This is a genomic window from Streptomyces sp. NPDC048275 (assembly GCF_040652275.1).
Lineage (GTDB): Bacteria > Actinomycetota > Actinomycetes > Streptomycetales > Streptomycetaceae > Streptomyces.
In genome coordinates this window covers 23091-35938 of the sequence record NZ_JBEZLR010000103.1, presented here as the reverse complement: position 1 = coordinate 35938, position 12848 = coordinate 23091, and the positions used below count along the sequence as shown (strand labels likewise).

Annotated in this window: 10 protein-coding genes; 5 read left to right on the top strand and 5 right to left on the bottom strand. The window is 70.9% G+C overall.

Annotated elements, in window-relative coordinates; all coding sequences use genetic code 11:
* Window positions 1–134: 134 nt before the first annotated feature.
* From AB0D57_RS39010 to AB0D57_RS38990, 5 genes are read right to left on the bottom strand one after another with little or no spacing between them, the layout of a single operon-like run.
* A complete protein-coding gene (locus AB0D57_RS39010) occupies window positions 135–1445 on the bottom strand; it encodes a DUF58 domain-containing protein (protein WP_362084836.1) in 1311 nt (436 codons plus the stop codon).
* Window positions 1445–2434 (bottom strand): MoxR family ATPase, encoded by a 990-nt coding sequence (locus AB0D57_RS39005; RefSeq protein ID WP_362084842.1) that lies wholly within the window; start codon window positions 2432–2434, stop codon window positions 1445–1447. Before AB0D57_RS39005 ends, AB0D57_RS39010 begins: the two co-directional genes overlap by 1 nt.
* Entirely contained in the window at window positions 2434–3624 is a 1191-nt protein-coding gene (locus AB0D57_RS39000) for a DUF4350 domain-containing protein (RefSeq protein WP_362084833.1), read from the bottom strand. Before AB0D57_RS39000 ends, AB0D57_RS39005 begins: the two co-directional genes overlap by 1 nt.
* A complete protein-coding gene (locus tag AB0D57_RS38995) occupies window positions 3621–4370 on the bottom strand; it encodes a DUF4129 domain-containing protein (protein ID WP_362084830.1) in 750 nt (249 codons plus the stop codon). The genes AB0D57_RS39000 and AB0D57_RS38995 overlap by 4 nt, the downstream gene beginning before the upstream one ends.
* A 4-nt stretch (window positions 4371–4374) precedes the next feature.
* A complete protein-coding gene (locus tag AB0D57_RS38990; protein ID WP_362084827.1) occupies window positions 4375–5739 on the bottom strand; it encodes a glycerophosphoryl diester phosphodiesterase membrane domain-containing protein in 1365 nt (454 codons plus the stop codon).
* Between the two features lie 140 nt (window positions 5740–5879).
* Here AB0D57_RS38990 and mtnA point away from each other — a divergent pair, with 140 nt between their 5' ends.
* From mtnA to AB0D57_RS38965, 5 genes are all read left to right on the top strand, one after another.
* Window positions 5880–7025, top strand: a complete 1146-nt coding sequence (gene mtnA, locus AB0D57_RS38985) for an S-methyl-5-thioribose-1-phosphate isomerase (RefSeq protein WP_362084824.1) — start codon at window positions 5880–5882, stop codon at window positions 7023–7025.
* Window positions 7026–7033: 8 nt separating this feature from the next.
* Window positions 7034–7723, top strand: coding sequence for a two-component system response regulator MtrA (gene mtrA / locus AB0D57_RS38980; RefSeq protein ID WP_199812060.1), 690 nt, complete (start codon window positions 7034–7036; stop codon window positions 7721–7723).
* Window position 7724: 1 nt separating this feature from the next.
* Window positions 7725–9803, top strand: coding sequence for an MtrAB system histidine kinase MtrB (gene mtrB, locus AB0D57_RS38975; RefSeq protein WP_362084819.1), 2079 nt, complete (start codon window positions 7725–7727; stop codon window positions 9801–9803).
* Window positions 9793–11637 carry an LpqB family beta-propeller domain-containing protein gene (locus AB0D57_RS38970; protein WP_362084816.1) on the top strand — a complete coding sequence of 615 codons (1845 nt, stop codon included), beginning with the start codon at window positions 9793–9795 and terminating at the stop codon, window positions 11635–11637. The genes mtrB and AB0D57_RS38970 overlap by 11 nt, the downstream gene beginning before the upstream one ends.
* A gap of 136 nt (window positions 11638–11773) precedes the next feature.
* Complete coding sequence (locus AB0D57_RS38965) at window positions 11774–12769, top strand: ComF family protein (RefSeq protein WP_362084813.1); 996 nt, start codon at window positions 11774–11776, stop codon at window positions 12767–12769.
* The last annotated feature ends 79 nt before the right edge of the window (window positions 12770–12848 follow it).

Sequence of the window (12848 nt, the reverse complement as noted above, 5' to 3'; positions counted from 1 at the left end):
GGGGGGACCCTGTGGGAGAGTAGGACGCCGCCGAACTAATTGTAGAGAAAACCCCTGTACCGGGAATCCGGTACAGGGGTTTTCTGCGTTCAGGGGGCCTCTTGAAACAAGAGGCCCCCTTTTTTCGTTGGCTCTTACAGTCGTCCTGCGGCTTTGAGTGCCAGATATGCGTCCGCGAGAGCAGGAGCCAGGTCGTCCGGGGTGGCGTCGACGACTGTGACTCCGTGGCGCCGCAGCTGTTCGGCAGTGCGGTGGCGTTCCGCCTGGGCCTGGGCCGCGGCTGCTGCCTCGTACACCGCATCGGTGGTTCCCCGAGCCGTCGCCATATGCGCGATGTGTGGGTCTGCCACTGATGCGACCAGGACTGTGTGGCGCTGGGTGAGGCGGGAGAGTACGGGAAGTAGGCCCTCCTCGACGGGGGCTGCGTCGAGGCTGGTCAGAAGCACGATCAGGGAGCGACGTGGGGCCGTACGGAGTGCTGTGGCGGTGAGGCCGCGTGCGTCCGTTTCGACGAGTTCCGGTTCCAGGGTTGCCATCGCGTTGACCAGGGACGGGAGGACGTCGCCCGCCGCGCGGCCCTGGACGAGGGCGCGTACCCGGCGGTCGTATGCGAGAAGGTCGACGCGGTCGCCGGCCCGGGAAGCCAGGGCGGCGAGGAGAAGCGCCGCGTCCATGGAGGCGTCGAGGCGTGGGGCATTTCCCACGCGGCCTGCCGACGTACGGCCGGTGTCGAGGATCAGGAGAATGTGGCGATCGCGTTCGGGGCGCCAGGTGCGTACGGCGACCGTGGTCTGGCGGGCCGTGGCGCGCCAGTCGATGGAGCGGGTGTCGTCGCCGGGCACGTACTCGCGGAGGCTGTCGAATTCCGTGCCTTCGCCGCGGGTCAGCACGCTGGTGCGGCCGTCGAGTTCGCGGAGCCGGGCCAGTTTGGAGGGGAGATGCTTGCGGCTGGTGAACGGCGGCAGGACGCGTACCGTCCAGGGGACTTTGTGGCTGCCCTGGCGGGAGAAGAGGCCGAGGGGGCCGTAGGAGCGGATGGTCACGCGGTCCGCTTGGCGGTCGCCGCGGCGGGTGGGGCGCAGGCGAGTGGTGAGGCGACGTCGCTCGCGCGCGGGGACCGTCAGATGGTGGCGCGAGGCGGAGACCTCGGTTCCTGGCTCCCAACTGCTGGGGGGCCAGGCGTCGCGGAGGTGGGCGCGCAGAGGGCGGCCGGAGGGGTTGGTGAGGGTCAGGGCGACCTCGGCGGTCTCTCCTAGACGTACCGAGGTGTCGCCGGAGCGGGTCAAACCGAGGCGGCGTACGGGTGCGGCCAGGGCGGCGTCGCAGGCGCAGGCCAGGGCCAGGGGAGCGTTCACGGCGAGGATGCCCAGCCAACTCGGTTCCCAGATGCCGACGGGCAGTGTGCCGAGGGCCGCCAGGAGGGCGGCGCGTCCGGTGAGTGCCATCAGCGGGGTACGGGGACGTGGGCGAGGATCGCGTTGATGACGGAGTCGGCCGTCACGCCCTCCATCTCCGCTTCGGGACGGAGCTGGATCCGGTGGCGGAGTGTGGGGAGGGCCAGGGCCTTGACGTCGTCGGGGATGACGTAGTCGCGGCCGGTCAGCCAGGCCCAGGCACGGGCTGTGGCGAGGAGGGCCGTCGCGCCGCGCGGGGAGACGCCGAGAGTGAGGGACGGCGATTCTCGGGTGGCGCGGCAGATGTCGACCACGTAGCCGGTGATCTCGGGGGAGACGGCTGTCTTGGCGACGGCGGCGCGGGCGGCTTCCAGGTCGGCGGGGCCCGCTACAGGGCGTACGCCGGCGGCGCGCAGGTCGCGCGGGTTGAAGCCCTCTGCGTGGCGGGTGAGGACGTTGATCTCGTCCTCGCGGGACGGGAGAGGGATGGTCAGTTTGAGGAGGAATCGGTCCAGTTGGGCTTCGGGGAGGGGATACGTTCCCTCGTACTCGACCGGGTTCTGAGTCGCGGCGACGAGGAACGGTTCGGGGAGGAGACGCGGGGTGCCGTCCACCGTGACCTGGCGCTCCTCCATCGCCTCGAGGAGGGACGACTGGGTCTTGGGCGGGGTGCGGTTGATCTCGTCGGCGAGGAGCAGGTTCGTGAAGACCGGGCCGGGCTGGAAGGAGAACTCGGCGGTGCGAGCGTCGTAGACGAGGGAGCCCGTGATGTCGCTCGGCATCAGGTCGGGGGTGAACTGGATGCGTTTGGTGTCGAGTTCCAGCGCGGACGCGAGCGCGCGGACGAGCAATGTTTTGGCGACTCCGGGGACTCCTTCGAGGAGAACGTGTCCGCGGCAGAGGAGGGCGACGACAAGGCCGGTCACGGCGGGGTCCTGGCCGACCACGGCTTTGGCGATCTCGGCGCGCAGGGACTCCAGGGAGGAGCGGGCGGTGCTCGGATCCCCGGCGTACCCGGCGTTGTCAGTGGTCGGGTCCATCATGGACGGCGTACCTCTCTTTCGAGGGCGTCGAGTTGGTCGGCGAGGGAGATGAGGGCTGCGTCGTCGCGGGGCGGGGGGCCGAAGAGGAGGGAATGCAGGGTCGGTCCGTCGCCTTGGAGGCGGGCGGACAGGGCGGGGAGCAGGGCCTCGGGCGCGTGCGCCTGGGCGGGGGATACGCCGACGAGGGGGGCGAGGCGGGTGCGGGTGGTGGCGCGCAGAGCGTTGGCGGCGCGGTCGCGGGCGGCCGCTTTGCGGTAGAGACGGGCGCGGCCTTCGACGGTTTCGGAGGCGCGGATCGCTACCGGGAGGCGTTCGGGTACGAGGGGGCCGAGTCGACGTGCCCGCCAGAGGGCGGCCAGGGCTGCCGCGATGAAGAGCTGAAGCGTGCCCCAGAGCCAGCCCGAGGGGAGCAGGTCGACGAAGCTTTGGTTGCCCGCGTCGGTGGCCGAGGTGTCGGAGAGTGAGGGGAGGTACCAGACCAAGTGGGGGCGGGAACCGAGGAGTTGGAGGGCGAGCGAGGCGTTTCCCTGCTCGTCGAGACGATCGTTGTAGAGGATGTCGGGGGCGCCGATGATGACGGTGTCGCCGTCCCCTTCGAGGGCCGGGATGCGCAGCAGGGTGGGCAGGCCCTCGCTGAGGTAGCACGCGTTTGCGGTGAGGTCGGTGGTGTTGTAGCGGACGCCGCCCGTGTCGGCGCTGCCCGCTCGTCGGGCTGCGGGCAGGTCGCAGTCGGGGGAGAGGGTCGAGTCGAAGCTGATCGCGGGGTCGGCGGTGACTCCGGGGACGAGGATGTCGAGGGAGGGCGACTGGGGGGCGATCAGGATGGTTCGGCCGCCGGAGTTCTCGGTCGCCGTGTGGAGGCCGTCCTGCTGACGGGGAGTCAACAGATCGGGGGCCGCGACGAGGAGAGTGGCGTCGGGGCCGGCCGCGGCGCGGGCCTCGTCGAGGGTGGTGACCACGCGCGTGGAGACACCGCGGTCGCCGAGGAGTTCGGCGGCGGCGCGGCTGCCGTAAGGGTCGGCGGAGCGCGGGTCGAGGCGGCCGTGCTGGGCGCCGGAACGGATCGCGGCGATCGCGACGGCGGCCGCAAGCAGGATCACGATCGCGAGTGTGACACCTCGGGCGCGGGTCCATACCTGCCGGGCAGTGGGCGAGGCAGAGGTGGACGCGAGGGTGGCCCCGGTCATGAGGCGGCCCCGTGGCGGGTGTTGTGGGCCGCGCTGTGGCCGCTGCTCGTGAGCACGGGTTTGGTGCGCTCCACGTCGCGGTCGAGCTCGGTGAGTCGGTGGTACGTGCTGGAGGCGGCGGCCCGTCCTCCGTATGTCACGTCGTCGAAGTCCCGGGCCGCGGCGCGCAGTCCGTCCATGTGGGAAGGCAGGGTGCGTCCCGCTTCGGCGGCTGCCTCGTCCGCGGTGCGGCCGGGGCGCGGGTCGAGCAGGGCGCGCTCCTCGAGGGAGCGGACGACGGCGCGCATGCGTTCCTGGACGGCCTGGTTCCAGTGGCCCTGGGCGGCGTGCGCTTCGGCGGCCGCGCGGTGTTCGGCGGCGCTGCGGGGGCGGTCGTCGAAGAGCGCTGCGGACGGTGCGGGAGTGCGGCGTGGGGTGCCGAGGCGCCACCACAGGGCAGCCAACACGGCCAGCACCGCCAGTACGATCACAACAAGTCCGAGCGTCCCGCCGGGAGTTGCGGCAGAGGCGGCGTTGAACAGCTTGCCGACCCAGTCCCAGAAGGCGTTCAGGGCGCGCTGGACCAGGCTGGGGTCGTTCTCGTGGTACATCCGCTTGGACAGCTCGCGCTTGGCCGCCTCCCGCGCGGGGTCGCGCGGGATGGTCACCGGTGGTTCGTCGCCGGCGCGCGGCAGTGCGAGGACGGCCGTGGCGCCGGTGTGCGGCAGTGCCAGTGCCGCTGTGAGAACTCCCCCCGTCGGACTCACCGCATCAACTCCCCGGGGTGGGGCCGGGAGTGCTGGGGCCGTAGTCCTGGACACCGGCGGCGCGCGCCAGGTCGAGGTCGAGAGCCTCGCGGCGGATGCGCTGGTCGATGTAGAGGAGCACGGTGACGCCCGCGGTGATCGGGAAGGTGAGCATGGACCCGATCACCGAACCGATCCCACTGACGATGAGGAAGGTCCAGCCGAGGTCGCTGCCGCTGTCGAGGAAGCCGCTGACGCCGTCGCCGCTCAGGGCCGCGGCGAGGAAGGCGAACGGGATCACGACGATCGACGCCACGACGTTGGCGATGATCGTGGCGAGCAGCTGGATGCCGAAGACCCGCCACCAGGAGCCGCGGACGAGCTTCGCGGAGCGGCTCATCGACTTCCAGACGCTCTGCTTCTCGAGCATCAGAGCGGGCGAGGCGAGCGAGAAGCGGATCATCAGCCAGATGGCGACGACACCCGCTCCGAGCCCGCCGAGGACTGCGAGTGCGGCGCCGGCGTCGCCCGCGCCGGCGAGCGCGATGATCACGCCCGGCAGAATGCCGATGGCGATGATCGCACCGGCGATGAGCGGCAGCAGGAAGGTCAGGCCGAACAGCTTCGGCAGCTGAGGTCGGGCGTCGCGCCAGGCCTCGGTGGTGGTCACCGACTTGCCGAGCACCGCGCGGCTGGTCACGGAAGTGAGCAGGGCCGTCGCGATGATGGTGCCGAGTAGGGTGATGAGCAGGACGACGCCGGAGCTGAGCATGGTGTCGCCGAGGGCGCGGCTGAGCTCGCCGACGGTGGCGCTCGGGTCCTCGAGGGCGTCCGTGCCGGCACTGTCGTCGAGGACGAAGCCCTGGAGCAGGATGACCGCGATCTCCGTGACGACCGCGACGGTCAGGGAGATGCCCAGAACCGTGCGCCAGTACGTTCGCATGGTGGAGACCGCGCCGTCGAGGATCTCGCCGACGCCGAGAGGGCGCAGCGGGATCACGCCGGGCTTGGCCGCGGGCGGCGGTCCGCCCCAGTTACCGCCCCAACCGCCGGGTCCTCCTGGGCCTCCGTAGCCACCGGGGCCTCCCCAGCCGCCGTATCCGCCGCCCTGGCCTCCGTGGCTGCCCGGGCCGCCGGGGTGTTGGCCGCCCCAGCCCTGGCCGGGTGGTGGTGGCGGCGGCGGTGGGGTCTGGCCGGGGCCGTGGGGGCTGGGAGCGGACCACTGGCTGGGCGGGGGCTGCTCCTTGGACCACTTCGAAGGAGGCTCGGGCTGTTCCGTGCCGCCCTGGTTCGCGGGCTGCTCCGTGGGCTGCGCGGCGCTGGAGTTGTCCGGCTCCTGCCCGTCGGAGGGGGCAGATCCGGGCGAGGCCCAGCCCGGAGTGTCGTTCATCGTCGCTCCTTCACGGTGCCCGTCCGCGGTCGCGGCGGCAGGTTGGCAGCCATCGTGCCACGGTGTGCCCGGCATGGGACCGGCCGCCGTATGGCCTGCACTGCTTCTATTGTCCGCCCGGTACGGGGCAGACTGGGCGGATGGCTGATCAGTACGCGCAATCCCGTGAGAATGACGGCCCGTTGGAGATACCGGCGATCCGCTGGGACGAGCCGCCGGAAGGGCCCGTGCTGGTCCTTCTCGACCAGACACGGCTGCCCTCCGAGGAGGTCGAGCTGGTGTGCACGGACGCACCCGCGCTGGTGGAGGCGATCGGCACACTGGCTGTGCGCGGGGCGCCGCTGCTGGGCATCGCCGGGGCGTACGGCGTCGCGCTCGCCGCCGCACGTGGCTTCGACGTGGACGAGGCCGCTCACGCGCTGGCAGGTGCCCGGCCCACCGCGGTGAACCTCGCTGTCGGTGTGCGCAGGGCGCAGGCGGCGTACCGTGCCGCGCTGTCGGGTGGTGGCGACCGGCAGCGGGCCGCCGGGGCGGCGCTCGCGGCGGCGCGGGCGTTGCACCGGGAGGATGCCGAGGCCAGTGCGCGGATGGCAGAGCACGGCCTGGCGCTGCTCGACGAGCTGCTGCCGGGCGGTGGCCATCGGATCCTGACCCACTGCAACACGGGGGCGCTGGTGTCCGGTGGGGAGGGGACGGCGTTCGCGGTGGCTCTCGCGGCGCATCGGGCGGGGCAGCTGCGGCGGCTGTGGGTGGACGAAACGCGTCCGTTGCTGCAAGGTGCTCGCCTGACGGCTTACGAGGCGGCGCGCAACGGAATGGCGTACACCTTGCTCACGGACAACGCGGCGGGATCACTGTTCGCGGCGGGGGAGGTGGACGCGGTGCTCATCGGGGCCGATCGGATCGCGGCCGACGGTTCGGTCGCGAACAAGGTGGGGAGCTATCCGCTCGCGGTGCTGGCCCGGTATCACCATGTGCCGTTCATCGTGGTGGCGCCGGTGACGACGGTGGACCCGGATACCCCGGACGGAAGGTCCATCGAGGTCGAGCAGCGCGCAGGTCATGAAGTGACTGAGATCACAGCGCCGCAGGTGCCGGCGGCGGGAGTGGAAGCGGGCGGCGGGATACCGGTGGCACCCCTGGGAACCCAGGCGTACAACCCGGCGTTCGATGTGACGCCGCCCGAGTTGGTGACAGCGATCGTCACCGAAGAGGGCGCCGTGGCGCCCGTGACGGCTGAGGCGCTCGCTGAGCTGTGTGACAGGTCACGCCAGGTAACGATTTAGTTAATGGGATGATGGCGTTTATGAAGGGACGAGTCCTTGTCGTCGATGACGACACCGCACTGGCCGAGATGCTCGGCATTGTGTTGCGTGGTGAAGGTTTTGAGCCGTCTTTCGTAGCCGACGGCGACAAGGCGCTGGCCGCTTTTCGTGAGAGCAAGCCCGATCTGGTGCTCCTGGACCTGATGCTTCCAGGCCGGGACGGTATCGAGGTGTGCCGCCTGATCAGGGCGGAGTCCGGGGTGCCGATCGTGATGCTCACAGCGAAGAGCGACACCGTCGATGTCGTGGTCGGCCTCGAGTCGGGTGCCGACGACTACATCGTGAAGCCGTTCAAGCCAAAGGAACTGGTTGCGCGGATCAGGGCGCGACTGCGGAGGTCGGAGGAGCCTGCGCCCGAGCAGCTGGCCATAGGTGACCTCGTCATCGATGTCGCCGGTCACTCTGTGAAGCGGGACGGGCAGTCGATCGCGCTGACGCCGCTGGAGTTCGATCTGCTGGTGGCGCTGGCCCGCAAGCCGTGGCAGGTGTTCACGCGGGAGGTGCTCCTCGAGCAGGTGTGGGGCTACCGGCACGCGGCGGACACCCGCCTGGTCAATGTCCATGTCCAGCGGCTGCGCTCCAAGGTCGAGAAGGACCCGGAGCGGCCGGAGATCGTGGTGACCGTCCGTGGCGTCGGTTACAAGGCCGGACCGAGCTGACATGTCCCGGGACAGTGTCGCTTCGGCGCCCGGTGAGTCGGGGGTCCGCACGGAGCGGCCTGTCGGCCGGAAGGTGACGGGCTCCCGCTGGGGCCGGTTGGTGGAGGGCGGGCTGCTGCAGGGTGGAGTCCAGGGCAGCCCGGTCCTTCGGCTGTTCATGCGCTGGGTGCGCCGTCCGCTGCTGCCCGTGATGCGGCTGTGGCGGCGCAACATCCAGCTCAAGATCGTCGTCACGACGCTGCTGATGTCGCTGGGTGTCGTGCTGCTGCTCGGCTTCGTCGTCATCGGGCAGGTGCGCAACGGTCTGCTGGACGCCAAGGTGAAGGCGTCGCAGAGCCAGGCCACGGGAGGTTTCTCGGTGGCCAAGCAGAAGGCGGACTCGGCCGCGACGGCGAACGGCGACGACGGTTCGAGCGCCGCGGGCCGCTCGTCCACGAACGTCAGTCAGTGGATGAGCGACCTCGTGGTGTCCCTCTCCAGCGGTGGCCAGGGCGCGTTCGACGTGGTGACGCTCAGCTCCACCGCGGCCGGCAACGGCGGCGCCGGGCTGGGACCGCGCTACTCGGGCAATGTCGATCCGACGGTGAGCGTGCCGGAGGATCTGCGCGCACGCGTCGACAGCAATTCGCTGGCGGCTCAGAGCTACACCCGTGTCGTCTACAAGGACGACAAGGATTCGCAGCCGGCGCTGGTCATCGGCAAGCAGGTCAACGACCCCCACGGAGACCCGTACCAGCTCTACTACCTCTTCCCGCTGACGCAGGAGGAGAAGTCGCTGAGCCTGGTCAAGGGGACGCTCGCGACGGCCGGACTGTTCGTCGTGGTGCTGCTGGGGGCCATCGCCTGGCTTGTGGTGCGCCAGGTCGTCACGCCGGTCCGGATGGCGGCGGGGATCGCCGAGCGGCTGTCCGCGGGGCGGCTGCAGGAACGGATGAAGGTCACTGGCGAGGACGACATCGCGCGTCTGGGCGAGGCCTTCAATAAGATGGCGCAGAACTTGCAGTTGAAGATCCAGCAGCTGGAGGACCTGTCGCGGATGCAGCGGCGGTTCGTGTCCGATGTGTCGCACGAGCTGCGTACGCCGCTGACGACCGTCCGGATGGCGGCAGACGTCATCCACGACGCGCGCGTGGACTTCGATCCGGTGACCGCCAGGTCGGCCGAGCTGCTGGCCGATCAGCTGGACCGGTTCGAGACGCTGCTGGCGGATCTGCTGGAGATCAGCCGGTTCGACGCGGGCGCGGCGGCGCTGGAGGCAGAGGCGATAGACCTCAGGGAAGTCGTACGTCGTGTGGTCAGCGGCGCCGCGCCGCTCGCCGAGCGCAAGGGCACGCGGATACAGGTCGTCGGCGACCAGCAGCCGGTGGTTGCCGAGGCGGATGCCCGGCGGGTGGAGCGGGTGCTGCGCAATCTCGTCGTCAACGCCGTGGAGCACGGCGAGGGCAGGGACGTGGTGGTCAAGCTCGCGGCGGCGGGCGGGGCGGTCGCGGTCGCGGTGCGCGACTACGGCGTCGGCCTCAAGCCCGGCGAGGCGACCAGGGTGTTCAGCCGTTTCTGGCGGGCGGACCCGGCACGCGCGCGTACCACCGGTGGTACGGGTCTTGGGCTGTCCATCGCCCTGGAGGACGCCCGGCTGCACGGCGGCTGGCTGCAGGCGTGGGGTGAGCCGGGTGGTGGTTCGCAGTTCCGGCTGACGCTGCCGCGGACCGCGGACGAGTCGCTGCGAGGGTCCCCGATACCCCTGGAGCCCAAGGACTCACGGCGTAATCGTGGACTTAATGACGCGGGTCTGCCCCTCGGCGGCAGTGGCAAGCTCGCCACGGTGCCCGTGCAGAGCGCGGGTGGCAATGGGGCACCGCCACGGGCGCCCATGGTGCCGCGGCTGGCCGGGGTGTCGCCCACGGCCGATCCGACGGCGCTGCCGGGTAACGGCGCGCGCGTGGTGCCGCGGCCGGCAGGGGCCGCGCGACGGCCCGATGGTGCGGCTGCCGCAGGTGGGGAGCGGACCGCGGAAGAGCGCGGCCGGGACGACGGCGAGCCCGAGGAGCTTGGACAAGGGGAGGCATTTCGTGGGCGCTGACCGCGAGGGGAGCGGCCATCGGCGCCGCGGGCGCGTGGGGGCGTACGTCGGCTGCGGTGCGCTGTTGTTGACCGGGTGCGCCTCGATGCCGGACAGCGGGGATCTGCGCGGGGTGGAGTCCACGCCGAGGCCGGACTCGCAGGTCCGGGTCTTCGCGATGCCACCGCGCGAGGATGCCCCGCCGGCGGAGATCGTGCAGGGCTTCCTGGAGGCGTTGACCAGTGATGACGCGCAGTACGAGACGGCGCGCAAGTATCTGACGGCGGGTGCCCGCAAGGCCTGGGATCCGTACCGCTCCACGACCGTCCTGGCGGACGGGCCGAACACCGTGTCGGAGCGCGCGGGGACCAGGGAGGGCAGCGATGACGACTATTCGTACGCGCTGTCCGGCAGAAAGGTCGCCACGGTGGACGGGCAGCACGCGTACGCGCCGGACTCGGGCTCGTACGGCAAGACGGTGCACCTCTCCCTGCAGAAGGACACCAAGCAGTGGCGCATCGACGGGCTGCCGCAGGGTGTGGTGATGGGCCAGTCCGACTTCCAGCGCAACTATGTGTCCGTCAACAAGTACTACTTCTCCTCGAACGCGCCTTCGGGGACGGGCCGACAGCTGGGGACCGTCGCCGATCCGGTCTATGTGCGGGGGGAGGTGGACCCGATGACGGAGATGGTCCGGGCGCTCCTGAAGGGGCCCACGCGCTGGTTGGACCCGGTGGTGACGTCCAGCTTCCCCTCCGGCACGGAGCTGAAGAAGGACGTCACGTCGCTGTCGCCGGACGACCGGAACAGGGTGACGGTTCCGCTGAACAAGAAGGCCGACCGGGCCGGAGAGGCCCAGTGCGACAGGATGGCGGCCCAACTCCTGTTCACCCTGCAGGACCTGACGCCCACGGGGGTCGACGAGGTGGAGCTGCAGCGGTCCAACGGCTCGCAGTTGTGTGTGCTCACCGAGGACCGTGCGGAGATCATCGCCTCGCACGGTACGGGCAAGCGGCCCGAGTACCAGTACTTCATCGATGGGAAGCAGCGGCTCGTGCGGCTGCCCAGCGGCAACGGCGACAAGCAGCCCGAGCCGGTGCCCGGTGCGCTGGGTGAGGGCGACAAGAAGCTGCGGGCGGCCGCGGTGTCGCGGGACGAGGACAGTGCGGCCGGAGTGTCGACCGACGGGAGCTCGCTGTACGTCGGTTCGCTGGTGTCGGGCGCCTCGCTCGGGGACGCGGTGCTGCACAGCCAGGGCAAGACGGAGGACGACCGGCTGACGACGCCCAGTTGGGACGGGCGGGGCGATCTGTGGGTGGCCGACCGCGATCCGAAGAACCCCCGGCTGCTGTTGCTGGAGAAGGGTGCGGGCGATCCGCTGGAGGTCACCGCGCCGGGGCTGGACGGGCGCGTCGAGGCGGTGCGGGTGGCCGCCGACGGGGTGCGGATCGCGCTGATAGTCGAGAAGGACGGCAAGAGTTCGCTGCAGGTCGGACGCATCGAGCGTGACACCAAGCCCGGAGAGCGGCCCGTCATCTCGATCCTTGAACTGCGTTCCGTGGCACCGCAGCTGGAGGAGGTCACGGCCATGTCGTGGGCCGGAGACAGTCGGCTTGTCGTCGTCGGGCGCGAGTCCGGTGGGGTGCAGCAGATGCGGTACGTCCAGGTCGACGGCTCCAATTCGGGGAATCAGGCGCCCTCCGCGTTGACAGGGGTGAAGGAGATCGCCGCGTCCGGGGATGATCGGCTGCCGCTGGTGGCGCACTCCGAGGAGGACGGGATCGTGCGGCTGTCGTCCGGGGAGCAGTGGCAGAAGGTCGTCAAGGAGGGCACGGCGCCGGTTTATCCCGGGTAGACCCGTGTGTTCGTCAGGGGTGGGCTCGCTCGCTTCCGGGCGGGCCTCACCCTGGCGGGTGACGGCTGTGGAGTTGTCCACAGGTGGTTGTCCACAGGGGTGGCCGGTCGGCCCGCGCGTTGGCACAGTGGTGGGCATGCGGGGGTGGTGGCAGGACCTCACCGATCTGGTGCTGCCGGCCGAGTGCGGAGGCTGCGGACGGCTTCGCACGGTGCTCTGTCCGGAGTGCCGTGCCGCTCTGAGCGGGGCTGCACCACGCCGGGTGCGACCCGATCCGGAGCCGTCTGGGCTGCCGGTGGTGCACGCGGCGGCCCCTTACGAGGACGAGGTGCGCGCGGCACTCCTCGCCCACAAGGAACGGGGGGCGCTGACACTCGCGGCACCGCTCGGAGCGGCCCTGGCGGGGGCCGTGCGGGCAGGGCTGGGGCAGGTGTGCCTCCCGGCAGCGGAGGGGTGGTCCATGGCCCAGGACGGGCTCCTGAGGCGTCGGAACGGGCCATTGCGGTCCGAGGGCGGTCGGCCCGCGACGGGTGGCGGACAGTCGTGGTGTCCGGGCGGTCGGCCGTCTGGGTCGCGGTCGGGGGCGGGTGTCGACGGAGTCGGTCGAGGACCTGTGCTGCTTGTCCCCGTGCCGTCGTCGCGGCGGGCGGTGCGGGCGCGGGGCCACGATCCGGCGCGGCGGATCGCCCTCGCGGCGGCGGGGGAACTGCGGCGCACGGGGACGTCGGCCCGTGTGCTGGCCGTGCTGCGGCAGCGACGCGCCGTGGCGGACCAGTCAGGGCTCAACGCGCGACAGCGGCTGGACAATCTCGCGAGTGCCCTGGAGGTGGCCGCCGGTGGTGCCCGGCTGTTGGCGGGCGGTGGCCGGGTCGTGCTCGTGGACGACTTGATGACGACGGGAGCGTCGCTGACGGAGGCCTCGCGAGCCGTGCGGGTGGCGATGGCGGACGTCGACGCATACGCCGGGACGGTATGGGAAGCAACGGGGGAACGGACGGTGGAGGTGACGGCAGACGGTGCGGACCGGACGCGAACAGCCCGGGGAATGGCGGGTGCGGGCGGAGTCGGCGCCATGATCTGTGCGGCTGTGGTCGCTGCCTCGCCATCGTCTTTCGAAATAAACCGGAACTGACCGAGAACTTCCATCGTTGCAGGTAATGACCGAGTCAATTCACCTGAACGGAGGTATGCCGCAGTAGAGGGTGACGACA

Coding starts and splice junctions, on each gene's coding strand:
- AB0D57_RS39010 (WP_362084836.1), bottom strand. CDS start 1,445: ATGGCACTCACCGGACGCGCCGCCCTCCTGGCGGCCCTCGGCACACTG.
- AB0D57_RS39005 (WP_362084842.1), bottom strand. CDS start 2,434: ATGGACCCGACCACTGACAACGCCGGGTACGCCGGGGATCCGAGCACC.
- AB0D57_RS39000 (WP_362084833.1), bottom strand. CDS start 3,624: ATGACCGGGGCCACCCTCGCGTCCACCTCTGCCTCGCCCACTGCCCGG.
- AB0D57_RS38990 (WP_362084827.1), bottom strand. CDS start 5,739: ATGAACGACACTCCGGGCTGGGCCTCGCCCGGATCTGCCCCCTCCGAC.
- mtnA (WP_362084824.1), top strand. CDS start 5,880: ATGGCTGATCAGTACGCGCAATCCCGTGAGAATGACGGCCCGTTGGAG.
- mtrA (WP_199812060.1), top strand. CDS start 7,034: ATGATGGCGTTTATGAAGGGACGAGTCCTTGTCGTCGATGACGACACC.
- mtrB (WP_362084819.1), top strand. CDS start 7,725: ATGTCCCGGGACAGTGTCGCTTCGGCGCCCGGTGAGTCGGGGGTCCGC.
- AB0D57_RS38965 (WP_362084813.1), top strand. CDS start 11,774: ATGCGGGGGTGGTGGCAGGACCTCACCGATCTGGTGCTGCCGGCCGAG.